This window comes from Shinella sp. CPCC 101442, from assembly GCF_024704725.1.
In the GTDB taxonomy this organism is placed as follows: Bacteria; Pseudomonadota; Alphaproteobacteria; order Rhizobiales; family Rhizobiaceae; genus Shinella.
This window is the reverse complement of record NZ_JALIQS010000005.1, coordinates 177024-202951: the sequence shown is the minus strand read 5'-3', so window position 1 is coordinate 202951 and position 25928 is coordinate 177024. Positions and strand designations below refer to the sequence as shown.

Here is a 25928-nt window from a genome sequence, read left to right as displayed (position 1 = left end):
AGAATTCGGCCGACCGCATTGGGAAGGCATGCCGGATATCACTTCACATCTTCCCCCTTGACTTACATATTTCGATCGAGCTAGTGATACGTATCACTAATACGTATAAGCGATATGCCGACATGAAACCAAGAGCAACACAAAAAGACGTCGCGAAGGCCGCCGGGGTATCGCAGGCGACCGTCTCGATGGTGTTGAGCGGGGGTGGTGGCTCCATACCAGCCGAGACTTGGAGGCGCATAACCGACGCGGCCAAGGAGCTGGGATATGTGCCGAACCGTTTTGCGCAAGCACTCAAGACAAGCCGGTCGATGACGATCGCCTGCATTGTTCCCGACATCACCAATCCATTCTATCCCTCGCTCATCCGCGGTATTCAGACGGTCACGGACGGCGTCAGCTATGATGTCATCGCCGTCAATACGGATGGTCTGCCCGAACGAGAGCGGCACTTTCTCGATTGGGCGCGCCAAGGACGAGTCGATGGCGTGATTGGTGTGTTCTTCACGCTTCGCGCCAAGGATTTCGAACCGCTAGTGGAGGCTGGCGTTCCGGTCGTACGGATCGAAGCATCCAGAAAGGCGGGTGGCGACATCGCGGTGGACGACCTGTTTGTCGATAGCCGGGCTGCCGCACGCGCGGTGACCGAACATCTGATCGGCCAGGGCCATCGCAGGATCGCAATGGTGGCTGGCCGGGGCGGCCCTCAGGCTCATCGCATCGAGGGTTATCGCGCTGCGCTCGCGATCGCAGGATACGAAGAACATATCGTGGTTGACGAGGAGTTCTCCGAACTCGGTGGCACGCGTGCGGCCGAGACAATGCTCGCAAGCACCTTTGCGCCAACGGCGATCTTCGCCGCGAACGATCTCATGGCGATCGGGGTCATGCATGCGCTCCGCGAGCGGGACATCAATATTCCGAATGAAATAGCGGTCGTCGGCTTCGACGATATTTCCGCCGCGAGGCTTGTCACGCCATCGTTGACGACGGTGGCGCAATTCCAGCGACAGATGGGAGAGCGCGCTGCGCAAATCCTGCTGGAGCGTCTGCGCGGAACGAAGACCGGACGAGGAACTGCAACGGAAATGCCGTTCGAACTCATCGAGCGCGGCTCGACAAGAGCCCACTGATACAATCGGAGGAACCAAATATGCAACGTCGTACAGTTCTTAAAGCCGGACTTGGTCTGGCCAGCCTGCCTCTCCTGTCGCGTTTCGGTTACGCAGCCGACCAGAAGCCCGTGAGCTTCTGGTATGAATCCGCAACGCCCGAAAACCAGGAGGCGCTTCAGAAGCTTCTCGTCGAAGGGTTCAACGCGGCCCATCCCGATCAGCTTCTTAGCATCGACGTCCGCGGCTCGGACCTCGACAAGCAATTGCGCGTCGCCATGCTGTCCGGCACCGGTCCGGACGTCGTCTTCACGGCGGGCCCGAGCTATGTCGCAGCTATGGCGCAGGCCGGCCAGCTTCTGCCCCTCGACGACTACGCCCAGAAACTAGGCTGGAACGAACGCGTTCTACCGCTGTTCCTCGATCTCGGCCGCTACAACGGCAAGCTCTACGCGCTCGCCAAGACCTACGAGACGCTCGGGCTCTTCTACAACAAGACCCTTTTTGCCGCGAACAACTGGAAGGCGCCGACGACCATTGCCGAACTGGAAGCGCTCGCCGACGAGATGAAAAGCAAGGGCATCGTCCCCTTCGCTGCCGGCAATGCCGACTGGCGCCCCGCCAACGAGTGGCATTTCTCCATTGCGATGAACGCGATCGCCGGTCCGGAGAACGTCTACAAGGCGCTGACCGGCGCGATCCCGTGGACGGACCCCGCCTTCATCGCCGTTGTCGACAAGCTGGCCGAGTGGTGGGACAAGGGCTACTATGGCGACAACTACTTCTCGTTGACGCTGGAACAAAGCTTTGCCCAGCTGGCGACCGGACAGGCGGGCATGGGGCCGACCGGCACTTGGAGCTTCACAAACGTTCCGACCTACTTCCCTCAGAACAATGCGGAGCCAGGCTTTGCCGGTTTCCCCAGCGCATCCGGCGACCCGATCTTCCCGCTGGGCATCGGCTCCACGCTATCCGTGAACGCGCAATCCGCCAATGCGGACGGCGCAGCCGCCGTGCTCGACTACATGTTCTCCGACAGGTTCTACAGCGAAATGAACTCCGTCTGGCAGGGGGAATGGAACCTGCCGCTGGCGGACCTTTCACAGGTGAAGCTCGCCGACAGCGTCCTGCCGCTCTACACCGAAAGCATGAAGCAACTGGCGAGCGCCGTTGGCGCCGGCAACTACGGCTACACCACCTGGACGTTCCTGCCCCCCGCGACGAACACCTACCTGGTCAGCGGCCTGGAAGAAGTCTGGCTCAAGAAGACCTCCACCACGGACTTCCTCAAGAAGCTCGACGAGACCTTCAGGCAGGAAAAAGACGCCGGCAAGGTGCCCGCCGTTCCCCCTCGCGCCTGACATGACCGTCGAGGGCGGCGCATTCCGCGCCGCCCTGCCCCGGAGGAGATCCCATGCATCGGCTTTACATCGTTCCCACGATGATTATCAACATCGTCATCGTGGCCATACCTGCGCTGCTGACAATCGTGCTCGCCTTCTACAATTGGGACGGCATCTCGACGCCGACCTTCGCGGGCCTCGACAATTTCCGGGCATTGGCGGCGGACCGCGTGTTCTGGACGTCCCTCGGCAACAATCTCATCTGGACGCTGCTCTTCCTGACCGTGCCGATCCTGATGGGCCTGCTGGCGGCCTCCATGCTGCTCATCGTGCGGCGCGGCAGCAATCTGTTCCAGGTCGTCTATTTCATACCCGTCGTCATCGCGACAGCCATCACCGCCCGTGTCTGGCAAGGCATGATCTACAGTCCCGTGACCGGCGTTTTCGGCATCCTGCAAAAATACGGCATGCCGATCCCCAATCCGCTCACCCAGCCGCATCTGGCGCTGTTCGGCGTGGCTACCGTCGACCTGTGGCACTGGTGGGGTTTTCTCTGCGTGATCTTCTTCGCCGCACTTCGCCAGGTTCCGCAGGAGCAGATCGAGGCGGCCCGGCTGGAAGGCGCGACCTATTTCCAGATGATGCGTTATGTGCTGCTGCCCGGCATCTGGCCGACCATCACGCTGATGATGATCATGACGGTGATCTGGTCGTTCCTCGCCTTCGACTTCGTCTACATCATGACGCAGGGCGGCCCGGCCTTCTCCAGCGAGCTCATGTCGACGCTCGCCTACCGCAAGGCCTTTTATGATTTGAATGTCGGCCAGGCCGCGGCCGCCGCGCTGGTCATCAGCTTCTTCGGTCTCGTCGGCACCTATTTCTATGTCCGCATCCAGACGCGGGAGGGCGAACAATGAGACTGGTCGAAAGCCGCCTGACCCTGACGGTCTCCTACGCGCTGCTCGCGCTCTTCGCCTTCATCGCCCTGTTCCCGATCGCGCTTCTGGTGCTCAACTCGCTGAAACCCGCCGCGCAGATCGTCCAGAATCCACTCGCCCTTCCGGAAACGATCCGCTGGGAGAATTTCACGAACGCCTGGAACCATGCGCGGTTCTCTACCACGTTCCTGAATTCGTTCATCATCACGGGCACGACCATCGTCCTCGTCTGCACGACGTCGTCCCTGACGGCCTATGTGATCGCTCGACGCAAGATCAAATCCTGGAAGATTCTCACCTTCTATCTGCTGGCCACGACCACTGCGCCCATCCAGCTCTATATTTTCCCGCTTTATTTCGGCTTCGCCAAGCTTGGGCTCATCAACAACATCTTCGGTGTGGCACTCATCTATACCGCGCTCTATAGCCCCTTCGCAGTCATGTTGCTTAGAACCTATTTCATCGCGGTTCCGAAGGAGCTCGAGGAAGCGGCGATCGTCGATGGAGCGACCCATTGGCAGGTGTTCTGGCGGGTGATGCTGCCGATCGTCTCTCCAGGCATCCTTACCGTCGCGCTGATCATCGGCCTCAACTCCTGGAACGAGTTCCTCATCGCCATCACCTTCCTGCAGAAACAGGAAAACGTCACCGCCGTCATCGCTTTCTTCCTCCTGTCCGGACAGTACAGCTCCGACTGGGGTGAGATCATGGCCGCTGCCCTCATCATCGTCATACCCGTCGTCGCCCTGTTCGTCTTCATGCAGAAGCGCTTCATCGAAGGCATGGCCGGCGGATCGGTCAAAGGCTGATCGATTTTCATGGAATACGTGGAGTAAAACAATGCAGCTTCCCAACGATTACCTTGAGCGCGTCTATGCCGGCGTGCTTGGAAAACTGATCGGCGTCTATCTCGGACGACCCTTCGAAGGCTGGACCTACCAGAAGATCATGGAAGAGCTCGGGCCTATCGAGTATTACGTGCACGAACGCCTGAAGCAACCGCTGGTCGTCACGGACGATGATGTGGCCGGTACCTTCACCTTTGTCCGCGCACTGGAAGACTACGGCATCAGACCCGACCTTTCCGCGGAGGAAATCGGCAAAGCCTGGCTGAATTACTTAGTCGAAGAGCGCTCGATCCTCTGGTGGGGCGGCAACGGCAATTCCACCGAACATACCGCATGGCTGAACCTCAAGAAGGGCATCCCGGCGCCACAGTCCGGTTCGATCGAGACCAACGGCCAGGCCGTCGCCGAGCAGATCGGAGCACAGATCTTCATCGACGGCTGGGCCATGGTGGCGCCGCGCCAGCCGGAACTCGCAGCCAGGCTCGCCGAACAGGCCGGCAAGGTCAGCCATGACGGCGAATCCGTCTATGCCGCAATGTTGTGGGCGGCGATGGAGGCCGAAGCCTTCGGCTCCTCCGACATCGATCACCTGATCGACACTGGCCTGAGGCAAATTCCGGCAGACAGCCTCATCGCCAAGCTGATCGCCGATGTACGCGCCTGGCACAAGGCCCACCTCGACTGGCGTGATACCCGACAGAAGATCGAGGACCACTACGGCTACGACAAGTATCCGGGCAACTGCCACGTCGTTCCAAACCACGCGATCATGATCATGACAATGCTCTATGCGCCGCACGATTTCCAGAAATCGCAGATGATCATCAACACATCTGGCTGGGACACGGATTGCAACGCTGGCAATGTCGGCTGCCTGTTCGGCATCATGAACGGGCTCGACAGCCTGGAGGAAGGCCCGGATTTCCGCGGTCCGATCGCCGACCGCATGCTGATCTCTAGCGCTGACGGCGGCAACTCCATCAACGACGCCGTTCGCCAGGCCTATGTCCTCGCCAGTCTCGGACAGCAACTGGCCGGCGGCAAACCGCTGCCGGCCCCGAAAGACGGCGCGCAATTCCATTTCTCGCTTCCGGGCAGCCAGCAGGGTTTCCGCCCGCAGGCAGGGCTTGCGGTTCCCGGCGCTACGCGCGTCGGCAACGTGGAATTCGAAAGCGGTCGCGCGCTGACCATCGAATACGAGGCGTTGGGCCCGACGCAGGTCGCAGCCGTGACGAGCCCGACCTTCTCGCCGCCGGAAGTGCTCGACATGCGCACCTACGATCTGATGGCGACACCGCTCGTCTATCCCGGCCAGACACTCAAGGCCCGCGTCAAGGCGCCCGACGCCAACCGCGGCGCAATCGAGGTGCGTCTGCGCATCCGGGTCTACAACGAACACGATACGTTGGAGGATACCGACTTCACTCCGGTCACCATTGAACCCGGTCGAGAGGCCCTGCTTGAATGGACCTTACCCGAGGTGGACGGGCAGCCAATCGGCGAGGTCGGCCTTGCGGTAACGGCTGCCGGGCGGCGCGCGGATGGCCGGCTGATCGTTGACTTTGTCCGCTGGGAGGGTGCGCCCGACCTGACGCTCAAGCGGCCCGCAGGCGACGGCGATTTCTGGCGCATGGCCTGGGTGAACGGAACAAGCTTCTTCTCGAAGCGCTTTCCATCGGCATTCCGCATTTCGCAGGCCGTCGGCGAGGGCATCATCATTCACGGCACACGCCAGTGGACCGACTATCAAGCCGCGGGCGACGTGATGCTTCATCTCGGCAACTACGGGGGCCTTGCCATCCGCGTCCAGGGCCTGCGCCGCTACTACGGTGCGCGCGTCACGCGGGACGGCAGGATGCAGATCGTCAAGGTCCGCGACGAGAACACCACGGTTCTTGCCGAGACCACGTTCGACACCACTTTCGAGAAGAACATAGCGATGAAGGTGAGCGCAAGCGGTAACCGCATCACCTTCGAAGCCGACGGCGTGTCGCTTTCGGCCGACGACGCAGGGCACGATGCCTTCAACGACGGCGGCTTCGGATTGCTGGTGCATGAAGGTGCACTTTCCTCCAACGAACTCAGGATCAGGGCTGTCTGATGGCAAATGTCGCGATTGAAAAGGTTCGTAAATCCTATGGTGCGGTCGATGTCCTGCACGAGGTCTCTGTCGATATCGCCGACGGGGAGTTCGTCGTGCTCGTCGGCCCGTCCGGATGCGGCAAGTCCACGCTTCTGCGCATGATCGCCGGCCTGGAAGACATATCTGGCGGCACGATCAGCATCGCGGGGCGGGTGGTCAACGATCTGCCTCCGAAGCAGCGGGACATCTCCATGGTGTTCCAGAACTACGCGCTCTATCCGCATATGACCGTCGGGGAGAACATGGCGTTCTCGATGACGCTTGCCGGCGCGCCGGCTGGCGAAAAGCAGAAGCGGGTTGCGGAGGCGGCGCAGATCCTCGGGCTGACGCCTCTGCTCGACCGCTATCCGCGCCAGCTCTCGGGCGGCCAGCGCCAGCGCGTCGCCATGGGCCGGTCGATCGTGCGCAATCCGCAGGTCTTCCTGTTCGACGAGCCGCTCTCCAATCTCGACGCCAAGCTGCGCGGCGCCATGCGCGCGGAAATCAAGAGCCTGCATCGCCGGCTGGCGACCACCATCGTCTATGTGACGCACGACCAGGTGGAGGCAATGACAATGGCGGACCGGATCGTCGTCATGAACGGCGGCCATATCGAACAGATCGGCAGACCTCTCGATCTTTACGACAACCCGCAAAGCACGTTTGTCGCCGGCTTCATTGGCTCGCCTTCGATGAACCTTCTCAATGGCCGGTTCGACACGCTGGGCGCACGCGATATCTTCAGGCTCGATGACGGCACCGCCCTCCCCATGCCCGCCGGCACCTCGAAGCAAGGGAGCACGAAGGGGGTATATGGTATCCGTCCGGATTATCTAAAGCTGTCGACCGGAGAGGTCGGCTTTCCAGCAAAGATCGTGGTCGTCGAGCCGCTAGGATCGGAAACACAGATCACTGCGACCGTTGGCGACCAGACCGTCGTCATCCTTTCTCATGATCGTGTCAGCGTCGAGCCGGATGAGACTATCTTCCTCGCCCCGCAAGTGGAGCGCGTTTGTCTTTTCGATGAGGCCGGGCGACGCATCAGCCGTTCCGATGCATGAGACAACCGTGCCCCCATTCTGGAGGATATCTTGAACCCATCGAAGCTTGTCAGACATATCGCCATCGACATGCAGCGCCTTGTGGCTGAACAGACCGCGTGGCACTCGCCCATCGTCATGGACATCCTTCCGAACGTGCTCAGGCTCTGCAAAGGGTTTCCCGAGGGCACCCTCTATGCACGTTTCGTCGCGCCGCAGGATATCGAGGCCGCACATGGAAGCTGGAAGGCGTTCTATCGCCGGTGGCCGATGATCACCGGCGCCAGGCTCGACCCGGCGCTGACCGATCTGGTCGCCCCGCTTGCCGCATTGGCGAAACCGGATCAGGTCTTCGACAAGCTCGGCTATTCCGTCTTTTCCGCGCCAGGTCTTCACCCCGCCCTGCAACAGGCCGGCGTCGAGACCCTGATCCTCTCCGGCATCGAGACCGATGTCTGCGTTTATTCGAGCGCACTGGCAGCGATCGACCTCGGCTACCTCGTCGTTCTCGCCTCCGACGCCCTCGCGAGCCCGGACGAACAAGCCCACCGGGTGGTGCTGGACCGGTTGGCGCTACGCCTTCCCGACCAGATCAAAGTCATGACGACCGACGAAATCCTGGCGACCTGCGAGGCAAGTGAATGATTGCGGTTCTCGGCTCAATCAACATCGATCTTGTTGCCAGGTCCACGCGCCTGCCGAGGCCGGGTGAAACCGTCGCCGGTTCGTCCGCCCAAAGCGTTCCCGGCGGCAAGGGCGCCAATCAGGCGCTGGCCGCCCATCGCGCCGGCGCGGCCGTGCGCATGATCGGGGCGGTCGGCAGGGATATGTTCCGGGAAGCGGCGCTTTCCATCCTCGACGCCGACGGCGTCGATATCAGCGCTGTTCGCCACACCGAGAAAACAACGGGGATCGCCGTCATCATGATCGGCGAGGACGGCGAGAACATGATCACCATCGTGGTGGGGGCGAATGACGACCTGACGGAAGCGGATGTCGACAAGACGCTCACGGCGATGGCAGCCGGCGACATCTTGATGCTGCAACTCGAAATTCCGGCGAAACTGGTGGAATATGCGCTTCGCTTAGCCCGCGCACGCGGCATACGCACCGTGCTCAACATCGCACCGGCGACCCTCGACGTCCCCTATCTGGCCCCGCTGGCCGACATCCTGATTGCCAACGAGACCGAGTTCGAGCTTCTGGCGGCACAAAGGCTTTCGTCATCCGAGGCGCAGCGCGAGGCACTTCTCAACCTCCATGCCCGAAATGGCCAGACGATCGTCGTGACGCTCGGCGCACAGGGCGCCATGGCCGCCGTCGAGGGCAATATCCTGCACGCTGACGGCCTCGCCATTTCGCCAATCGATACGGTGGGAGCCGGCGATACCTTCTGCGGCTATTTCGCGGCTGCCCTCGACCGCGGGGATAGTCCCGAAATCGCCCTGCGCGACGCCGCAATCGCCGGCTCCCTCGCCTGCCTTCATCCGGGCGCCCAGACGGGCATTCCCCGACATGCGGATATACGCGTTCACACGAACGACCCCGCCTGACAAACTGGAAGACATTCCGTTTCCGATTGGAAGAAGCCGGTTCGCAAAGCCTTTGCCAGCGGTCCGGCAGTTTCGCGCTCGCCATATCCCGTGGTTACGGCCTGTCGTCGGGTGTGACCTGTCCGCCCAGCCAGCAACCGACGACGTCGCTGCCAACGGTCTCCAGGCGCACCGATATCAGGGAGGGGCGTTTCATCGCTCTGCCCTGGTTGACCAGAATCGGACGGCCGGGATCGCGCACCATGCCGTTCGTCAGAAGGCCGAAGGCCAACGCCGCAGCGGCGATGCCGGTGGCCGCATCCTCGGGATAGCCCGAAGACTTCGGGAACTGGCGCGCATCAATGACCTGCTCGTCAAGATCGATGACGGCGTAGGGATACAGTCCCGTCGAACCGATGCTTTCGCAGAATTTTTCGATGCGATCGAAATCCGGCGACAGTTCATTCAATGTCTCGACACCGGCGATCGGCACCAGGGTCTTCACGCGGCTCGTCGAGGCGTTCAGGATCGGCAGCGGCGCAAGGTCGGTTTCGGTGATCCGAAGAATGTCGAGAAGCTCGGCCTTGTCGAAGTCGCTCTCCGTCAACTCGTCCACCACGCCTGCAGGCTGCGAGACCTCGACGGCGATCGCCGGCGAGCCGCGCCCGCCAACGGCGACGTTCACCGTGCCGCTCCTGGTCAGCACCCGCAACATATCCGACCGCAACATGCCTTCCCGCGCCAGCAGCCACACAGCACCGACGGTCGCGTGGCCGCACATCGACATCTCGTGATTGGGGACCCAGAAGCGGAGCTCGTAGTCGTGGCCACTTCCCGGGGGCGCCGGCAGAACGAAGCCACTTTCGAAGCCGTGGTGGCGTGCGACCCCCTGCATGTCCGCGTCCGACATGCCGGACGCATCAAGGACGATCGGGGCCGGGTTGCCGCCACCCGGGCCAGCGGAGAACACATTGACCACCACGGGCCTGGAATGATCCTGCATCGTAAAATCCTGAATGCGCGTTGCCTGCATCCAGTCAGATTAGCCTTTGTGGGATTTTCCACCGCATCCGGGCGGGCCCTCGTTCTTGACCATGCGGGCCATGCCGAGGCGAATTTCCGATGGCGAACGACCCAGCGTCCGGCGCATGGCGCGCGCCAGCGCCGCCCCGCTCTCGAACCCGACCCGGAAGGCGATCTCGCCGATCGGAAGCGCGGTTTCGCACAGCAGGCGCTCGGCCTGTTCCAGGCGAAGGCCTGCCTGGAACTCGGCTATCGACTGGCCTGTGCCCTCGCGAAACAGCCGGGTGATGTGGCGTCTCGAAATGCCAAAACGATCCGCCAGCATGTCGAGTGGTATCTCCCGATCGGCATTGGCGGTCAGAAAAGCCCGCACATCGGCGACAAGCGCCATGCCGTGCGCACCGCTGGAGGCGTTCGACAGGGCCTCGCCCGAAATCACATCCGATATGCACTGCACGAGAAGCGCGGACGAAAGGTCACGGCGTATCGTGGCGCCGCCAATGCGACCGAAATCCGCGCGCAACGCCACGTCCTGCAAAGCCCGCAACGCCGGCGACCGGCGAACCTGAAGCGGTAGACGCGTGCGGCGCCGGAAGTCCGCAAGCGAACCCAGTTCCCCGGCCAGCCGTTCGAGAGCGTTCGGCGTGACATAGAACGCGACATGCCGGTTCGACCCGACACCGGCCCTCGTCGTATGGGGCGAACCGGCGGGCACGACCGCAAAGCGATCCTGCGAAAGCCACGTTCCCCGCGTCTGGCCCTCGCTGGTGAGTTCGACAGCACCCTGGCTCGGCAACATGAACATGAGGCAATCGTGCCAGTGCCACGGCGTCGCATAGGATTTCCCGCCACCGGCCAGCGCTGCCTTCTCCTCATCTGCGGCGATGAGCTGGCTCTCGACCTTGGGATGACGGATCTCTTCGAATGGTCTCAGCATCGGGATGGGTCACATGGCGTTTGATGAAAGGCTACACCTCCCGGCATGGTACGCAACCGGATTTTTTGCGCGGCCGGACCGGGGCGCAGGGTTCACGGGTGCCCCTGGCCCGTTCGGCCAAGCCGATGGGCCTGCTCGGACGCGCCTGAACGGCGCGCCGTGGATAGTCTTCTCATCGATGTTTTCCGATCCCGCGGAACGCCGGTTTGACCCCGACCACACCGCCCCTCTACGCACGCAGGAAGCCGCAAGAGATGACGAAGAGCGAATTTTCCACCCGATGGGGTTTCGAGAGATCGGAGGTCAGCCTCGCCAACTGGCGGGAAGCGCCATGGAGCGCCTGGTCTTTCCGCAACGTCTCGGAATTCGTGCCGTCCGCCCGGATCGCGGCGGAGCGCGCCGAGACACAGCCGGCGGTCGGCGATCCGACCGGCCTGTTCCAGCATGAGATCGGACTGTCGGACGGGACCGCCTCGGCGACGGGCATCATGGCGGCCACATCCACGGATGCACTCGTCGTCATGCGGGCAGGGACCATCGTGGCGGAATATAATAAGGATCCGACTGCGATGGCGCCGCACGTCGTCTTTTCGGTGAGCAAGTCGATCACCGGGCTGCTTGCCGGCGTGGCGATGGACGATGGATGCCTCGATCCCGAAGCACCGGTCATCCGATATGTTCCAGAGGTTCAGGCCTCGGCTTTCGGCGATGCCACCGTCCGGCACCTGCTCGACATGCTGGTCAGCCTGGATTTTTCGGAAGACTACCTGACCGCGGAGGGCGACTACGGCCGCTATCGCCGCGCGGTGCTCTGGAACCCGGTCGAACCGGGTGGCGCAGCGGGCGCCCTTCTCGGCTTCCTCTCGACCTTGCGGAAGGGGCGGACACCGCATGGGGAAACCTTTGTCTACCGGTCGCCGGTCTCGGACATGCTGGCCATCGTCGTCGAACGGGCAACCGGCCGGCGATATGCGGACTATGCTTCCGAGCGGCTCTGGAAACCGCTCGGCGCGACGGAGGACGCCTTCGTGACCGTCGATGCCGTTGGCGCCCCGCGCGGAGCCGGCGGCGTTTCGATGACCGCACGCGACCTCGCCCGCGTCGGGGAACTTCTCAGGCTCGGAGGCCGATCTCCGTCGGGAACCAGGATCCTGTCGGAGAGCTGGGTCGCCGATACCGTTGCCACGGGTGGGTCGCAAAGGGCCTGGCGAGCGGCAGGCAATGCCTGGCTTCCGGACGGCCGCTACCGGAACCAATGGTACCAGACAGGCTATCCGGAAAAGGCGTTCGCAGCGATCGGCGTTCATGGTCAATGGCTTTACGTCGATCCTTCAACAGAGACCGTCATCGCAAAACTCTCCTCCCAGCCGTTACCGAGCGACGACGAGGCGGACCGTCTCTCATTGGACCTGCTGCGCCACCTGTCGAAGGCGCCGGTCTGAGCACCCCCGTCAGTGGCCGGTATAGGCCGGCTTGCGCTTCTCCTTGAACGCAAGGCGCCCCTCCCGAGGATCCGCGGTGTCGCGCAGCACGCCCCAGGCGAGTTCTGTGAGCTGGAAAGCCTGGGCTCTCGACATATTGGCCGACTGCGTAGCGATCATCTTGACCAGCTGCACGGCGATCCGGCCGTTCGTGGCGAAGGGTAGATCTAGAGCACGTCCGGATATCGATGAATCGATTATGATGTGACGCGCGGGCTGATTTTTTGCTTCAGCATCCGCCTGGACGGATATGAGGTTGGTTATGGCCAGAGCACTCGGCGAAGATTTACGGTTGCGTGTCTTGAAAGCTGCGGGTGAAGGGGCATCGGCCCGGCAGGCGGCATCCCGATTTGGCGTTGGAATATCGAGCGCGATCCGCTGGATCGCACGGGCGAAGATCGGCGAACTGACACCGCGACCGCAAGGGCGACGGCGCGGCTCGCGCCTCGACGGATATGCAGACTTCATCATCGGGATGATCGAGGAACACAAGGACATCACGTTAAACGAGATGATCGGGCGCCTCGATACGGAACGCTCTATACGCATCGGCCGAAGCGCCTTGAGCGACTGGCTTGGCGGGCACGGGTGGACGTTCAAAAAAAGCCCGCCCATGCACTGGAGCAGGACCGCCCCGATATCCTGAAGCGCCGTCGCGCCTGGTTCGACAGCCAACCCGATCTCGATCCGGCCAAGCTGGTCTTCATCCACGAGACCGGCCTGTCGACCAAGATGGCGCGCTTGCGCGGCCGTGCGCCCTGCGGTGGGCGCTGTCGGGCCGGTGTGCCGCACGGCCATTGGAAAACCAACACTTTCACCGGGGCACTCAGGCTGTCCGGTATGACCGCTCCGTTCGTCTACGACGGTGCCATGAACGGCAACGTGTTCCGCGCCTATGTCGAGCAGGTGCTGGTTCCGACCCTTGCGCCCGGCGACATCGTCGTCGTGGACAATCTGCCCGCCCACAAGGCCGCCGGTGTGCGCGACGCCATCGAAGCGGCGGGCGCGAGCCTGCTCTACCTGCCGCCTTACAGTCCCGACTTTAACCCCATCGAAAACGCATTCGCAAAGCTCAAGGCGTTGATGCGGGCAAGGGCCGAACGAACCATCTCCGCTCTCTGGAACGCCGCCAGTTCCATCATCGAACTCTTTTATACCCCGACACATGAGAAAACCCCCGACAAAATCAGGTCACCCGGCCGCGCGCAGCCACTCGCTCCGCGCGAACATAGTGCTCTCCTCTGACGAGATGGACTGAGTCGACCATGTTCGAGACGACGCAGGCATGGTTGGGAATAATACGCAGGAGGTCGCCCACCACCGGCGCTGGCCCACCAGCGTATTCAATCCTCCCATGCTCTTCATTAAGTGAAATCACTGTCCAATCGGGGTGGTCCAGCACCAAGCCGTAACCGCTCATACCGAAGAGATCGGAGGTCAGCACCTTTGTGCCAGCGTCCACGATGGCGCGACCGTGTTCCGGCGAACTGATGACAGTCGTCAGAACTGTCAGCGCGCAACCCTCAACGCCGCATGCGCCGGCAGTGACGAGTGAGCGATCGTTGTAGATGTAGCTACCCGGCCTGTATTCGGTCAGGACTGGGTGGTGTTTCATCGCGTAGAGATCGGGGGTCCCTCCGCTGGAGACGATGGGCGTCTCAATGCCCGCCGCACGGATTAGGCACGCCGCATGGTCCAGCCATTCGCAAGCTGTGTTGCCTTGACCAGGAGCTGGATACGTCATCAATCCGGCGAAGCGCAGGCCCGGGGACTCGGATATCAGCCGGGCAAGCTCGAGCGCACTCTCCGATGTCAAAACACCGCATCGATGCATTCCGGTATCGCATTCCACCAGGACGCCGATTTCGCGCTCTTCGTTCGCGAATGTGCGAGCAAGGCCCTCGACGACCGCAGCACTATCGGCAACCACGGATATACGGGACCGTTCAGCAAGTCGTTTAAGACGCTCAAGCTTGCGGTCACCGACAATGTTGAAGGTTATCAGGATGTCTTCGATGCCCGCGTCGGCCATGATCTCGGCTTCGCCGATCTTTTGCGCAGTGATGCCAATTGCCCCTGCCGCCAGCTGTGCATGGGCAAGCAGTGGCAGTTTATGCGTTTTGATGTGAGGCCTGATTGCCACGCCCAGGCGATTGCACTGATCCTGGCAGCGTTTGATGTTTCGTTCGACGATATCGAGGTCGATCAGTACTGCCGGGGTTTCAACAACATCGCGCCAGCGCAGCGTTCCGGCCATCGGCAGCTTCAACGGTTCATCACTCATTTCGGTTCACCCGTCGTCTTGACGTTGCGGAGATAGTCGAGAACCATCTCCGTCATATGGGCGAGCCGCTTCTCCTCAGCCCCCTCGGCCAGCAGATCGCGATTGAAAACGACGCTCAACGTCCACCGGTTGGACAAGAAGAAGTAGCCCAGACCAACTATCGAGATGTAAAGCTCAATAATATCGACATTCGCGCGGAATATACCCTGTTTTTGGCCGCGGCTGATCAATTCACCCAAACGCTGGGAGAGCGGCGAAAACATGCTGCGGACACTCTCGGATCTCGCCAAATGTTCGGATTTCATCAGGTTTTCGGAGTTCACCAACACGATGAACTCGGGATGATTGACGAAATAATTGTACGTATGCGCAATGAGTTCGCGAATACCCGCTTCCGGCTCGAAATCAGCCAGAACCAGAGCTTCGTTCTGGGAGCGCAGTTCCCGATAGATGTCCTCCAGAACGGCGACGAACAGTTCGTCTTTCGAATTGAAGTAGTGGTAAAGCACACCCTTGCTCATGCCGGTACGGGTGGCGATGCGATCGGTACGCGCACCATCGTAACCGTTTTCGGCGAACTCCTCGCGAGCCGCTTCGATGATCGCGAGCCGCGTGCGTTCGGGGTCACGCTTTCTACCAGCCGGTTCTGCTCCGCCATCGGAGCCTCGCTTGCGCATTGTTACCATCAAATACGTTCCTTCGTTTCGGCTGCGAAGAGGTGGAGGTTGATCGGGTCGAAGACGAGCCCGACATGCTCTCCTTGCGTGAGATGCTGGCGGTTGCGAGATTGGACAGTCCATTTCTCGGAACCGACTGAAAGAATGACATTCGTCTCACACCCGGTATGTTCGACGAGGTCTACCATTCCGGTGAGCTTGGCACCTTCTGGAGAAACAACTTCCAGGTGTTGCGGCCGGATTCCGGCCACGACGTCCCTGTGAGCCGAGGGCGCGACATTGGCGAGGTCGATCGGACCAGAACCGGCATCGAATTCGAGCCTGGCTGATCCGTCCGCGGCATACAGCGTTGCGTTGCCCAGGTTGATCGTCGGCGAACCGAGAAACCCGGCGACGAAAACATTTGCCGGTTTGTCGAAAAGCTCAAGCGGAGTGCCCACCTGCTCGACTTTGCCTCGGTTCATCACGACGATGCGGTCAGCCATGGTCATCGCCTCGATCTGGTCATGCGTGACATAGATCGACGTGGCGCCCAGCGACGTGTGCAATTGGCGCAACTCGATGCGCATATGATGCCTGAGTTTCGCATCGAGATTGCTCAATGGTTCATCGAATAGGAATGCCCGCGGCTCTCGTACCATGGCTCGGCCCATCGCGACGCGTTGACGCTGCCCGCCGGAAAGGGCGCGCGGTTGCCGGTCAAGAAGCGCATCGAGATGTAGCGTGTTGGCAACCCCGGCGATAGCACGGTCAATTTCGTCCTTGCTGGCGCCGCGCAGTTTGAGGGGAAAGCCGATGTTCTGGGCAGTCGTCATATGCGGATAAAGCGCATAGGTCTGAAAGACCATCGCCAAGTCGCGGTGCTGCGGGCCAACGTCGTTAACGACCTTGCCGTCAATGGCGATGGTACCTCCCGAGATCGATTCCAGCCCGGCTATCATCCGCAAAAGCGTAGATTTTCCGCATCCAGACGGGCCGACCAGTACAACAAACTCCCGATCCTCGATTTCAATATTGATGTCGTCGATGATCGTAAGCGAGCCATATTGCTTGCGAATGTTGGTGAGATTGATCGAAGCCACTTTGCTCCTCCTACTTGACGCCACCCAACGCCATTCCCCCGATGAGGTAGCGCTGGATGGATGCAAAGACGATTGCGACAGGCACCGACGCAAGCAGCGTCGCGGCCATGATGAGATGCCATTCAATTTGGTAGAGCGTCCCTGTCAGGAACGCGATCTGGACCGGTGCGGTCTGCTGGCTGACCTGACGCAGCAGTGTCAGCGACATCGCATATTCATTCCAGGAATTGACGAAGGTGAAGATTGCCGTCACGACGACGCCGGGAAGACACAGCGGCAGGAAGACACGGACGAAGGCGCTGAAGCGGCTGGCACCATCCATCCACGCGGCTTCTTCGAGATCTTTCGGGATTGTCGCGAAATAGCTTTGCAGCATCCATACGGCAAATGCCATGAAGAAGGCGCTGTGGGCGATTATGACCGATAGGAGGCTGTTGACCAGGCCGAAATAGGCAAACATTCGGAACAGGCCGACAATCAGGACGATCGGCGAGATCATCTGGGTGATGAGCAGGTAGTTGGTCAGCGCACCCTTGGCTGGAACCCTCATCCGGGTGAGCGCATAGGCGGCAGGGATAGCCACCGCAAGGGACAGGACGGTCGCCCCGACACTGATGGCCAGCGAGTTCACCAATGCCCGTCCGAAACCTTTCTCGAAAATGAGTTCGGCAAAATTGCCCAGATAGAAATCACGTGGCAGCCAGGTTCGATGGAAGGTGAATATCTCGTCCTTCTGCTTCAACGACGTCGACAGCATCGTCGCATAGGGAAAGAGAACGACTACCAGGAACGGCGAAAGCAGCGCCCAGCAAACAAGACTTTTCTTCGCCTTAGACATCGTTGCGTGCCCCCTGCGCTTTTGTCAGAAACAGATAGACGATGGCGAAGACCAACAACATAGCAAACATTACAACAGAGCCGGCTGCAGCGTTGCCAAGCTTCCCGAAGGCGAAGGCTTGCTTGTAGACATAGGTGATCAGAATGTCGGTCCGGTTGGCGGGACCTCCGTTCGTCATGATCCAGATGATCGGGAAGGAATTGAAGACATAGATGACGTTGAGGACGAGCGCGATCTGCATGAATGGCCAGAGCAGTGGCATCGTGATGTAGTAGAACTTCTTTGTCGACGACGCCCCGTCGATGGCGGAGGCTTCGTACAAAGACTCCGGAATAGACGTCAGTCCACCAAGCAAAATCGTTACGGTAAATGGTACCGAGACCAAAATTCCGACCATTATCTCGATGAGGAACGCCATCCTGGCGTCGGCCAACCAGGGATAGTTCTCAAATGGCAGACCAAGTGCGGCCAGCGTCATGTTGAGCGTGCCGAAATCACCGTTGACGACATAGCGCCAGACCACCGCCGTCATCGCCAGTGAAATGGCCCACGGCAGCAGCACGATCGTTCGGGCGATCGTCCGGCCATAGAAATCCTCATTGAGGATGAGAGCGATCGGCACCGAGACCAGCAGGGTTCCACCCACCACGCAGACAGTCCAGACGAAGGTCTGGCGTGCAGCCTGCAGAAAAACCGGGTCGGCGAACGCTTTGACAAAATTGGTCAGCCCGGCGAACTCGCGGACCATGCCCGTGCGGCTCACATCGAAGAGCGACATGCGGATCACGTCGAATATCGGATAGCCGATCACGGCGACCGAAAGCAGCAGACAAGGCGCGATCAGGATCATCGCCAAGGCCCGATCCGGTTGCCCAGCCCTGTTCGGCCGACCCGCGTTAACGCCCCGCCTTAGAGCGGTATTCTCAATTCCTCGCATACGCGCTTACCTTTAAGGAAGAGAGGTGGCGTGGTTATCACGCCACCTGAGGAGAGTGGGGTCGCCTGCGGACGACGATTTCAGGACCTATTCGTCTTCGGCAAGGATCGCATCCATCTTCGCGGCCGCCTGCTTCAGGCCTTCTTCGGCTGAAACTTCGCCCGAATAGATCCTGGACAATTCGGTCTTGAGGCCGTCCGCCATCTCTTCCCAACGCGGGAACAGGGGCGCAAACTTTGCCAGCGGCCCCATTTCCAGGAACACTGACATCTTCGGATTCTCGGTGAAGAAGGGCTCGGTCGATTCCGCCTTCAAGACCGGGACAAAACCTTCGAGCTTGCCGAATTCAAGCCTGTTTTCCTTATTGAAGATGAACTCCAGGAACTTCATCGCCTGGGGCTTCACTTTCGAGGATTCCAGGACGGCGATCGTGTCGGTGACGCCGTAAGTCGCCTCGGTCGTGGCGACCGGAATGCGGCTGATTCCGTACTCGACATCCTTGCCCTGCTCGGCGAGCTGTGCATTGAACCAGGGGCCCGACAAGACCATGCCCATCTTTCCAGCGGCGAAGAGATTCTGCAGGTCTTCGCGGCTGGCACCGGTAACACCCGGCTGCGTGACGCTTGCCTTGATCATCCGCAGATAGTTGTTGGTCGCCAGCACGGCCTCCGGGGAGGCGAAACCGCTCTTGCCGTCCGGGCCGAGAATGCTTCCACCGTGGGTCCAGAGGCTGTAGAACCAATAGCCTTCGGTATCCAGGTCCCGGCCCTGAACGCCGATGCCGTAGACGCCATCGCCGAGCGCGGCGATTTTCTTGGCTGCTTCGAATGTTTCGTCCCAGGTCGTCGGCGGCTTCGCGATACCAGCCTTGTCGAAGAGCTTCTTGTTGTAGAACAGGCCGCGTGCCGATGCGGCAATCGGCAGGCCCCACGTATGACCGTCCTGCTTCTGAAGATCGAGATATGTCGGCACGAAGGTGTCGGCAAAGGCGGGCGACATCAGGTCCTCGATCGGAGCGAGCGCCCCATCCTTGGCAAATCCCGCCATCCAGCGCGTCGCCATATGCGAAACATCGGGTGCGGTACCGGCTGAGATGTCGCTGACGAGCTGCTGCTGCATCTCTGGCCAGGGAAGATGCTCGATCTGGACCTCGATATCAGGATTCGCAGCATTGAACTTTTTAGCAAGCTCCTGGAAAAATGGGCCCGTTTTGGCGCTGTATTCCGCAACCCGGACCCGCACTGTGTCCGTGGCCCAAGCACTGCCAGAGTGCAGCAACGCCGCTGCAGTTGCCGTACTGATTACCAATGCGGCCAAAAACCTGTTGCCCATAAGAACCTCCCAAATGGTGCTGTGAATGTCGAATGACACAGCCATCTGAAATGAAAATAGCGCCGCTGTCAATATTGACTGACTAGTCAGTATGTGCTTTTTTGATGCGCAGATCACCACCCATCTTGAACGGCCCGCGCCAACAACAGGCGCTGCATAGGGCCCTAACCGGAGACAAGTTCGCCAATGGCACGAAGAACAATTCTACAGGGCGGCCATGTCCTGGCGTTTGGCGACACACCGGCTGCAACAGCAGATGTCGCCATCGTAGACGGTCGCATTGCGGCCATTGGCACCGGCTTGGCGCGTCAGGACGATATTGTCGTAGATGTCCGAGACGCAATCGTCCTGCCGGCGTTGACCGACATCCATACACATATTTACTGGGGCGCCACCTCCTTGGGGGTCCGGCCGGAGCTGGTTGCGCATCGATCCGCGACCGGGACCTTCGTTGATGCCGGCTCGGCCGGAGCAGGAAACTTCGAAGGCCTGAAGACCTTTATCTTCGAGGCCCTGCCGTTCCATGCCTTTGCCTTTCTCAACATCTCGTTCCCGGGAATCTTCGGTTTCTCCAAGCGCGTCATGGTCGGGGAATGCTGCGATATGCGCCTCGTCGACGCAGAGAGCTGCATCGAAGCCGCGCAGGCTTACCCAGAGAGAATCGTCGGCATCAAGGTGCGAGCCGGCCGGAAAGCTTCCGGCGAAAACGGCGGCGCAGCCCTCGAAGTGGCGCTTAAGGTGGCGGAACGCCTGAAACTGCCGGTGATGTGCCACGTCGACCTCGACCCTCCCACCATCGAGGAAGTCCTGCAGCGACTGCGGCCCGGCGACATCATCACGCATTGCTGCCGACCAGACCCCAATGCGGCGACCGAAAATGGCCGCGTCCGGGACGCGGTATGGCGGGCACGCGAGAACGGCGTCCATTTCGACATCGGCCATGGCATGGGCGGCTTCTCGTTCCGCGTCTGCCGCGAGATGTTGGCCGAAGGTTTCGTGCCCGACCTGATCAGCTCGGACATCCATTCCCTTTCGGTGAACGGCCCTGCTTTCGACCTTCTGACCACGATCAACAAGATGATCGCGCTCGGCGTGGATCAGACGACGGCTCTGGCTGCCGGCAGCGCCAACCCTGCAAAGGTGATCGGCCGCCCTGATCTTGGCCGCATCGCCGTTGGCGACGAAGCCAATGTTGCTGTCTTGAAATGGCGGGATGAGCCCTGGACTTTCAGAGACGCGGCCAGCGAAGGCCTCGAAGTTTCCAGAAGATTGGTGTGCGATCGCCTAATCGTGAAGGGTCGCGAGATCGACCCAGCGGGCAGCAGCCATCCCATGCAATCCCAATAATACACCAAGCGGAACAGCGACAATGGATCACAGTGTAGTTCAGGCGCACCATTTCATAGCCGGCAAGTGGGTACCGTCAAACGGCGGCAAGACGTTCGAGGCGAGGTCGCCTTACGACGGCCAGCACCTGGCGGTGCTCGCCGAGGGCGACCGCAGCGACGCGCAAGATGCGATCAAGGCGGCGCAGGCTGGCCACAATGCGCTATCCAGGTTGTCGCCATGGGATCGCTCACGCCTCTGCAACCGCGTCGCCGACGTCATCGAGAGGCGTCGCGACGAACTGGCGCTCACACTTGCCCGCGAGCAAGGCAAGCCGCTGGCCACGGAAGCCTATGGTGAGGTCGATGCTGCCGCAACCGGTTTTCGGGAGGCTGCTGAGCTGATCAAGTGGCTCGAAGGCGAGTTCATCCCCGTTGAGACGCCTGGCAAGAGGGTGATAAGTTTCCGCCAGGCGCGTGGTGTCTATGCCATCGTCACGCCGTGGAATTTTCCAATCAATATTCCTGTCGAGTATCTCGCCCCCTGCCTTGCGGCAGGCAACGCGGTCGTCTGGGTACCTGCGCCAACCACGTCGCTTTGTGCGGTCAAACTGATGGAATGCATTGCAGAAGCTGGCATTCCCGATGGCGCCGTCAATCTTGTCTTAGGGCCGGGCGCGATCGTCGGGGATGAGATCGTCTCCAATCCAGGCACGCATGGGATCGGTTTCACCGGCAGCCCGCAGACCGGAAACGCAATCGCGAAACGCGGTGCTGGAAAACCGATGCTGCTGGAGCTAGGCGGCAATGGACCGGTCGTCGTGCTGGATGACGCCGATCTGGATCGAGCAGCTCAAGCTGCCGCGTTTGGCAGCTTCTTCAACGCCGGGCAAGTCTGCGCAGCTACGGGGCGAATACTCGTCACCGAGAAGAACCATGACGCTCTCGCAGCCCGCATCGCGAGCATTGCCGCGGCCATCCGCCTTGGCGATCCGCTTCTTGCCCAGACGACAATGGGGCCGCTGAACAATCAGCAGGTGATCGCCAAAGTCGAAGAGCACGTGGCGGATGGGTTGGCCCGAGGCGCAGATATCCATGCCGGCGGCAAGAGGGGCACGGGCCTATTCTACGAACCCACAGTCCTCGGACGCGTCGATCGCCAGGCCCTATTGAATACTTCCGAAACGTTCGGGCCAGTGGCGCCCCTGGTGGTTTGCGCAGACGATGCCGATTTGCTCGATACGGCCAACGCGTCCTCACATGGGCTCGCCGCCAGTGTATTCACCCGCGATCTGAGCCGCGCCTTCGCATTTGGTGAAAAGCTCCGGGCCGGTCTCGTCAACGTCAACAGCGCAAGCTGCTACTGGGAGCTGCACCTGCCGTTTGGCGGCGCCTCGGGCAAGGCAAGCGGCCTGGGCCGCCTTGGCGGCAAGCATACGTTGCGCGAAGTCACCGACGTCAAGACGATCACCTTCGACATCAGCTGAAGACCAGGATGGGCGGTACCGCCCGTCCGGTTCTCCACACCAACAATCAAACATGGATCGGCATCGTGCCGGCCGCAAACCGGCACTCGGTTTGCGAGGACAAATACCGTTCAATCGCAGTGAGGAACAATGCGCCTTTGTAGCTTTCTCCATGCCGGCCGAGCCGGATACGGCGTCGTGACGGACGACCGCGTCATCAACATCAGCGGCGTCCTTGGCGATCGATTTCCGACGCTCGCAAGCCTCCTCGCCGAGGATGACTTCCTCGGCATCTGCACTCAGGCGATCAGCCACAGCTCAGGGCTGGCGCTTACCGACATCGAACAGCAAGCGCCAATTCCCAATCCGGGAAAGATCATCTGCGTCGGGCTGAACTATCACGACCACATGGTCGAAACGCGCCACGCACCGACACAGCATCCGACCTTGTTTGCCCGCTTTGCCGACTCGCAGTGCGCGCATGGCGAGCCGATGCTGATGCCATCGGTTTCGACCCAGTTCGACTTCGAGGCGGAGCTTGCCGTCGTCATCGGCAGAGGCGGCCGCAATATCCAGCAGGATGCCGCGTTGGATCATGTCGCTGGCTACTCGTGCTACAATGACGGCTCGGTTCGTGACTGGCAGATCCATACGTCGCAGTTCCTTCCGGGAAAAAATTTCCCGGCGACCGGCGCATTCGGGCCGTACCTTGTCACTGCCGACGAGATCCCTGATCCGCAAGACCTGGCCATCAGCTGCCGTTTGAACGGGGACACCGTCCAGGCTGCTCGCACCAGTCAGATGATACATTCCGTAGCGCAGCTGATTGCTTACATCTCGCGTATTACGCCGCTTTCTCCCGGCGACGTGATCGTGACCGGCACGCCTGGCGGGGTGGGCTTCGCGCGCGTCCCTCCCCTCTTCATGAAAGATGGTGACGTCGTCGAGGTCGAAATCGAACGCGTCGGAGTGTTGCAGAACCGGGTCATCGGTGAAGCGGCCGGAGCGGCGAACACCCGAACGCAACACGCGCTTCCGGCCTGATACCGGCACGCTGAGAACCCAACAAAATATTCGCCGTTTGCCTGAATTGCACACGGTGTTCTGACGACCCCATTCCAGATGGTCTGCAACCAATCTGGCCAGCCCCTGCAGGAGATATACACCATGGGCGAAGTTATTGACTTTCAGTCTGGCGGCTACCGTTTCATCAAAGGTGTCACGCAATATTCAGGCGGCGTGGCCGCCCTGCCGGGCTTTCGCCTGGAGAGGGTGCGGTTCGCGACACCCTTGCCCCTCAAGGAAGGCTTTGCACAGATCAAAGAAATCATCGGTGCTGCCGGCAGGCCGCTTACAGCATTCGCGGCGTGCGAACTGCGGTCACCCGCACCATTTACCGAGGAGGGCTTCGTTGCTTTCAACAGCAGCTATACGGAGACCCTCAAAGCCTGGGGCCTCATCGACACTGGTCTGAACCCCGTTGCGCGCAGCAACGTGTGTCCGCAGGTCACGCCGCCACTCGTACCGTCCATCTATGCCTTCTCATACACAGTGCACAGTGCTGAAGCCGCACCGTCCTTCGTCGTCTCCGGTTCGGCAGAGGTGCCAGAAGGCCACGCCGCCTATCGCGATCATATCATCAACCGTGGCGATCTTTCCCCGGCGGGATTGCGCGCCAAAGCACAATTCGTGCTGGCGGAGATGGAGCGGCGTTCCGGGCTTCTGGGCTTCGGGTGGAAGGACGCAACCGCGGTCCAAGTCTACACGATACACAACCTCCATCCGTTCCTGGCTGACGAAATCGTCAAGCGCGGAGCAGCAAGCGCCGGCCTTACATGGCACTTCAACAACCCACCCGTCCTTGATCTCGAATACGAAATGGACCTTAGGGGTATTGCCGTAGAGCATGTCGCTTGAGGCGTCAGATGAGCAAACGCATAGAAATTGGCAGCTACGATTATATAATCGTTGGGGCTGGCTCGGCCGGTTGCACTCTTGCAAACCGGTTGAGCGCCGACCAGGGCAAGCGTGTGCTGCTCCTGGAGGCTGGTGGCTCGGACAACTACCACTGGATCCACATTCCGGTGGGCTACCTCTATTGCATGGGCAATCCGCGCACCGACTGGGGCTACCGTACAATGGCGGAGCCCGGCCTGAACGGACGGTCGCTGGCCTATCCGCGTGGCAAGGTAATGGGCGGCTGTTCGTCGATAAATGGCATGATCTACATGCGCGGTCAGTCCGCCGATTACGATCACTGGCGCCAGCTCGGCAATCCCGGCTGGGGCTGGGAGGATGTGCTGCCGCTGTTCAGGAAGTCGGAAGACCATCACAGTCTTTCCGGCCCCTTCCACGGCCAGGGCGGTGAGCTCAGGGTAGAACGCCAGCGTCTGAGTTGGCAGATTCTCGACGCGGTGCGCGAAGCGGCGGAAGAGCTCGGCGTGCCCAAAGTCGACGATTTCAACGCTGGCACCAATTTCGGCTCATCCTACTTCGAAGTGAACCAGAAATCAGGGTTCCGTTTCAATGCCGTGCGCGCGTTCATCAGGCCGGTGCGGCATCGTAAAAACTTGACGATACTCACCCACGCGCACGCCGAGCGCATCGTGTTTTCCGGGCGCCGGGTTTCGGGGCTCGACCTGCGTCTCAACGGCAAGCCGGCGCATGTGGCGGTGCAGGGCGAGTTGATCCTCTCCGCCGGGGCGATAGGCACGCCGAAGCTGCTGCAACTATCGGGCATAGGACCTGCCGCGCTTCTCAAACGCCACGGCATAGAAGTGATACATAATCTTCCCGGCGTAGGCGAAAACCTGCAGGACCATCTGCAAATTAGGACCGCCTTCAAGGTATCGGGAGCAGAAACGCTAAACGAGCGCCAGGCAAGCCTCACAGGCAAAGCTTTGATTGCGCTGGAATATGCCCTCAAACGCTCCGGGCCCATGTCGATGGCGCCAAGCCAACTCGGTATCTTTATGAAGTCGGACGCGGGCTTCGAGACGCCCAACATCGAATTCCATGTTCAGCCGCTCTCCTTGGAATCTTTCGGCCAGCCGCTGCACAACTTTCCGGCCATCACCGTTTCGGCGTGCAATCTCAGGCCGGAATCGCGCGGGCATGTGCGCATCATTTCAGCCAAGCCCGACGATCATCCGGAAATCACGCCCAACTACCTCTCCACCGCGAGCGACCGTGAAGTCGCGGCCTCTTCCATAACCATCGCCCGCCGGTTGATGGAAACCAAACGGATGGCCCAGTTCCGCCCCGAGGAATTTAAGCCGGGCAAGCATATCCAGACGCCCGAAGACCTCGCGCATGCCGCAGGCGACATCGCCACGACTATTTTCCATCCCGTCGGCACTGCGCGGATGGGCGGTGACGACGCAGCGGTGGTCGATCCGAAGTTGCGGGTACGCGGCATCAAGGGACTGCGTATTGCCGATTGCTCGATCATGCCAACAATCGTCTCGGGGAATACCCATGCAGTCGCGGTCATGATCGCTGAAAAGGCAGCCCAGTTAATCCTATGAATTTCGGGTGCGCTACCAATATGAGCGCTACGGACGCCCTCCACATTTACATCGCTGCGGCTCTCAGTTTTGCGGACATCTGCG

General features: G+C 60.7%; 24 protein-coding genes. 15 read left to right on the top strand and 9 right to left on the bottom strand.

What is annotated here, in order from left to right; all coding sequences use genetic code 11:
• Positions 1-122 precede the first annotated feature (122 nt).
• The 8 genes from MUO32_RS20035 to MUO32_RS20000 are packed head-to-tail and all read left to right on the top strand — an operon-like array spanning position 123 to position 8956.
• Complete coding sequence (locus tag MUO32_RS20035) at positions 123-1133, top strand: LacI family DNA-binding transcriptional regulator (protein ID WP_257950150.1); 1011 nt, start codon at positions 123-125, stop codon at positions 1131-1133.
• Between the two features lie 20 nt (positions 1134-1153).
• On the top strand, positions 1154-2473 hold the full coding sequence (locus MUO32_RS20030) for an ABC transporter substrate-binding protein (protein ID WP_257950149.1): 1320 nt from the start codon (positions 1154-1156) through the stop codon (positions 2471-2473).
• Positions 2474-2526: 53 nt separating this feature from the next.
• Positions 2527-3372: a carbohydrate ABC transporter permease gene (locus tag MUO32_RS20025; protein ID WP_257950148.1), complete on the top strand. Its 846-nt coding sequence runs from the start codon at positions 2527-2529 to the stop codon at positions 3370-3372.
• The gene (locus tag MUO32_RS20020) at positions 3369-4202 is read left to right on the top strand and encodes a carbohydrate ABC transporter permease (RefSeq protein WP_257950147.1); all 834 of its coding nucleotides are present in this window, start codon (positions 3369-3371) and stop codon (positions 4200-4202) included. Before MUO32_RS20025 ends, MUO32_RS20020 begins: the two co-directional genes overlap by 4 nt.
• Before the next feature lie 31 nt (positions 4203-4233).
• The gene (locus MUO32_RS20015; RefSeq protein WP_257950146.1) at positions 4234-6342 is read left to right on the top strand and encodes an ADP-ribosylglycohydrolase family protein; all 2109 of its coding nucleotides are present in this window, start codon (positions 4234-4236) and stop codon (positions 6340-6342) included.
• The gene (locus tag MUO32_RS20010; protein WP_257950145.1) at positions 6342-7424 is read left to right on the top strand and encodes an ABC transporter ATP-binding protein; all 1083 of its coding nucleotides are present in this window, start codon (positions 6342-6344) and stop codon (positions 7422-7424) included. The genes MUO32_RS20015 and MUO32_RS20010 overlap by 1 nt, the downstream gene beginning before the upstream one ends.
• Before the next feature lie 30 nt (positions 7425-7454).
• Complete coding sequence (locus MUO32_RS20005; protein ID WP_308311315.1) at positions 7455-8048, top strand: isochorismatase family cysteine hydrolase; 594 nt, start codon at positions 7455-7457, stop codon at positions 8046-8048.
• Positions 8045-8956, top strand: a complete 912-nt coding sequence (locus MUO32_RS20000) for a ribokinase (RefSeq protein WP_257950144.1) — start codon at positions 8045-8047, stop codon at positions 8954-8956. Before MUO32_RS20005 ends, MUO32_RS20000 begins: the two co-directional genes overlap by 4 nt.
• A 94-nt stretch (positions 8957-9050) precedes the next feature.
• Here the strand turns inward: MUO32_RS20000 and MUO32_RS19995 are convergent, their stop codons facing one another.
• Positions 9051-9938 (bottom strand): PhzF family phenazine biosynthesis protein, encoded by an 888-nt coding sequence (locus tag MUO32_RS19995; RefSeq protein WP_257950143.1) that lies wholly within the window; start codon positions 9936-9938, stop codon positions 9051-9053.
• Positions 9939-9977: 39 nt separating this feature from the next.
• Positions 9978-10895: an AraC family transcriptional regulator gene (locus MUO32_RS19990; protein WP_257950142.1), complete on the bottom strand. Its 918-nt coding sequence runs from the start codon at positions 10893-10895 to the stop codon at positions 9978-9980.
• Positions 10896-11149: 254 nt separating this feature from the next.
• On the opposite strand from MUO32_RS19990, the gene MUO32_RS19985 reads away from it, so the two are divergent.
• Entirely contained in the window at positions 11150-12337 is a 1188-nt protein-coding gene (locus tag MUO32_RS19985; protein WP_257950141.1) for a serine hydrolase, read from the top strand.
• A 9-nt stretch (positions 12338-12346) separates the two neighbouring features.
• On the opposite strand, the gene MUO32_RS19980 is transcribed toward MUO32_RS19985, so the two are convergent.
• Positions 12347-12496 carry a hypothetical protein gene (locus MUO32_RS19980; protein WP_257950140.1) on the bottom strand — a complete coding sequence of 50 codons (150 nt, stop codon included), beginning with the start codon at positions 12494-12496 and terminating at the stop codon, positions 12347-12349.
• A 142-nt stretch (positions 12497-12638) separates the two neighbouring features.
• Between MUO32_RS19980 and MUO32_RS19975 the strand changes: the two genes are divergently transcribed.
• Positions 12639-13621 (top strand): IS630 family transposase gene (locus MUO32_RS19975; protein WP_374708694.1). Its coding sequence is split into 2 segments (ribosomal slippage): positions 12639-12983 and positions 12986-13621, totalling 981 coding nucleotides; the frame shifts between segments, so codons are not numbered across the junction.
• Here MUO32_RS19975 and MUO32_RS19970 read toward each other — a convergent pair.
• The 6 genes from MUO32_RS19970 to MUO32_RS19945 all read right to left on the bottom strand — a co-directional run bounded on the left by MUO32_RS19970 (position 13563) and on the right by MUO32_RS19945 (position 19526).
• Positions 13563-14660 carry a D-TA family PLP-dependent enzyme gene (locus MUO32_RS19970; RefSeq protein ID WP_257950138.1) on the bottom strand — a complete coding sequence of 366 codons (1098 nt, stop codon included), beginning with the start codon at positions 14658-14660 and terminating at the stop codon, positions 13563-13565. The genes MUO32_RS19975 and MUO32_RS19970 overlap by 59 nt on opposite strands.
• Complete coding sequence (locus MUO32_RS19965; RefSeq protein ID WP_257950137.1) at positions 14657-15346, bottom strand: TetR/AcrR family transcriptional regulator; 690 nt, start codon at positions 15344-15346, stop codon at positions 14657-14659. Before MUO32_RS19965 ends, MUO32_RS19970 begins: the two co-directional genes overlap by 4 nt.
• Positions 15346-16419, bottom strand: coding sequence for an ABC transporter ATP-binding protein (locus MUO32_RS19960; RefSeq protein ID WP_257950136.1), 1074 nt, complete (start codon positions 16417-16419; stop codon positions 15346-15348). Before MUO32_RS19960 ends, MUO32_RS19965 begins: the two co-directional genes overlap by 1 nt.
• Positions 16420-16429: 10 nt before the next feature.
• A complete protein-coding gene (locus MUO32_RS19955; RefSeq protein ID WP_257950135.1) occupies positions 16430-17257 on the bottom strand; it encodes a carbohydrate ABC transporter permease in 828 nt (275 codons plus the stop codon).
• The gene (locus tag MUO32_RS19950; protein ID WP_257950296.1) at positions 17250-18107 is read right to left on the bottom strand and encodes a carbohydrate ABC transporter permease; all 858 of its coding nucleotides are present in this window, start codon (positions 18105-18107) and stop codon (positions 17250-17252) included. The genes MUO32_RS19955 and MUO32_RS19950 overlap by 8 nt, the downstream gene beginning before the upstream one ends.
• A 174-nt stretch (positions 18108-18281) precedes the next feature.
• Positions 18282-19526 carry a sugar ABC transporter substrate-binding protein gene (locus MUO32_RS19945; protein WP_257950134.1) on the bottom strand — a complete coding sequence of 415 codons (1245 nt, stop codon included), beginning with the start codon at positions 19524-19526 and terminating at the stop codon, positions 18282-18284.
• 186 nt (positions 19527-19712) lie between these two features.
• On the opposite strand from MUO32_RS19945, the gene MUO32_RS19940 reads away from it, so the two are divergent.
• The 5 genes from MUO32_RS19940 (at position 19713) to MUO32_RS19920 (ending at position 25844) form a co-directional block, all read left to right on the top strand.
• Entirely contained in the window at positions 19713-20873 is a 1161-nt protein-coding gene (locus MUO32_RS19940; protein WP_257950133.1) for an amidohydrolase/deacetylase family metallohydrolase, read from the top strand.
• A 22-nt stretch (positions 20874-20895) separates the two neighbouring features.
• On the top strand, positions 20896-22338 hold the full coding sequence (locus MUO32_RS19935) for an aldehyde dehydrogenase (RefSeq protein WP_257950132.1): 1443 nt from the start codon (positions 20896-20898) through the stop codon (positions 22336-22338).
• 129 nt (positions 22339-22467) lie between these two features.
• Positions 22468-23361, top strand: a complete 894-nt coding sequence (locus MUO32_RS19930; RefSeq protein WP_257950131.1) for a fumarylacetoacetate hydrolase family protein — start codon at positions 22468-22470, stop codon at positions 23359-23361.
• Between the two features lie 123 nt (positions 23362-23484).
• Entirely contained in the window at positions 23485-24234 is a 750-nt protein-coding gene (locus MUO32_RS19925) for a hypothetical protein (protein WP_257950130.1), read from the top strand.
• An 8-nt stretch (positions 24235-24242) separates the two neighbouring features.
• Positions 24243-25844: a GMC family oxidoreductase gene (locus MUO32_RS19920; RefSeq protein ID WP_257950129.1), complete on the top strand. Its 1602-nt coding sequence runs from the start codon at positions 24243-24245 to the stop codon at positions 25842-25844.
• The last annotated feature ends 84 nt before the right edge of the window (positions 25845-25928 follow it).

Excerpts from the sequence above, each read along its gene's own strand:
- MUO32_RS19995 (WP_257950143.1), bottom strand. The coding sequence starts at position 9,938 with ATGCAGGATCATTCCAGGCCCGTGGTGGTCAATGTGTTCTCCGCTGGC.
- MUO32_RS19925 (WP_257950130.1), top strand. The coding sequence starts at position 23,485 with ATGGGCGAAGTTATTGACTTTCAGTCTGGCGGCTACCGTTTCATCAAA.
- MUO32_RS19985 (WP_257950141.1), top strand. The coding sequence starts at position 11,150 with ATGACGAAGAGCGAATTTTCCACCCGATGGGGTTTCGAGAGATCGGAG.
- MUO32_RS19955 (WP_257950135.1), bottom strand. The coding sequence starts at position 17,257 with ATGTCTAAGGCGAAGAAAAGTCTTGTTTGCTGGGCGCTGCTTTCGCCG.
- MUO32_RS20020 (WP_257950147.1), top strand. The coding sequence starts at position 3,369 with ATGAGACTGGTCGAAAGCCGCCTGACCCTGACGGTCTCCTACGCGCTG.
- MUO32_RS19930 (WP_257950131.1), top strand. The coding sequence starts at position 22,468 with ATGCGCCTTTGTAGCTTTCTCCATGCCGGCCGAGCCGGATACGGCGTC.
- MUO32_RS19920 (WP_257950129.1), top strand. The coding sequence starts at position 24,243 with ATGAGCAAACGCATAGAAATTGGCAGCTACGATTATATAATCGTTGGG.
- MUO32_RS19980 (WP_257950140.1), bottom strand. The coding sequence starts at position 12,496 with ATGATCGCTACGCAGTCGGCCAATATGTCGAGAGCCCAGGCTTTCCAG.
- MUO32_RS19950 (WP_257950296.1), bottom strand. The coding sequence starts at position 18,107 with ATGATCCTGATCGCGCCTTGTCTGCTGCTTTCGGTCGCCGTGATCGGC.
- MUO32_RS20000 (WP_257950144.1), top strand. The coding sequence starts at position 8,045 with ATGATTGCGGTTCTCGGCTCAATCAACATCGATCTTGTTGCCAGGTCC.
- MUO32_RS19940 (WP_257950133.1), top strand. The coding sequence starts at position 19,713 with ATGGCACGAAGAACAATTCTACAGGGCGGCCATGTCCTGGCGTTTGGC.
- MUO32_RS20035 (WP_257950150.1), top strand. The coding sequence starts at position 123 with ATGAAACCAAGAGCAACACAAAAAGACGTCGCGAAGGCCGCCGGGGTA.
- MUO32_RS19935 (WP_257950132.1), top strand. The coding sequence starts at position 20,896 with ATGGATCACAGTGTAGTTCAGGCGCACCATTTCATAGCCGGCAAGTGG.
- MUO32_RS20010 (WP_257950145.1), top strand. The coding sequence starts at position 6,342 with ATGGCAAATGTCGCGATTGAAAAGGTTCGTAAATCCTATGGTGCGGTC.
- MUO32_RS20030 (WP_257950149.1), top strand. The coding sequence starts at position 1,154 with ATGCAACGTCGTACAGTTCTTAAAGCCGGACTTGGTCTGGCCAGCCTG.
- MUO32_RS19970 (WP_257950138.1), bottom strand. The coding sequence starts at position 14,660 with ATGAGTGATGAACCGTTGAAGCTGCCGATGGCCGGAACGCTGCGCTGG.
- MUO32_RS19965 (WP_257950137.1), bottom strand. The coding sequence starts at position 15,346 with ATGGTAACAATGCGCAAGCGAGGCTCCGATGGCGGAGCAGAACCGGCT.
- MUO32_RS19945 (WP_257950134.1), bottom strand. The coding sequence starts at position 19,526 with ATGGGCAACAGGTTTTTGGCCGCATTGGTAATCAGTACGGCAACTGCA.
- MUO32_RS20025 (WP_257950148.1), top strand. The coding sequence starts at position 2,527 with ATGCATCGGCTTTACATCGTTCCCACGATGATTATCAACATCGTCATC.
- MUO32_RS19990 (WP_257950142.1), bottom strand. The coding sequence starts at position 10,895 with ATGCTGAGACCATTCGAAGAGATCCGTCATCCCAAGGTCGAGAGCCAG.
- MUO32_RS20015 (WP_257950146.1), top strand. The coding sequence starts at position 4,234 with ATGCAGCTTCCCAACGATTACCTTGAGCGCGTCTATGCCGGCGTGCTT.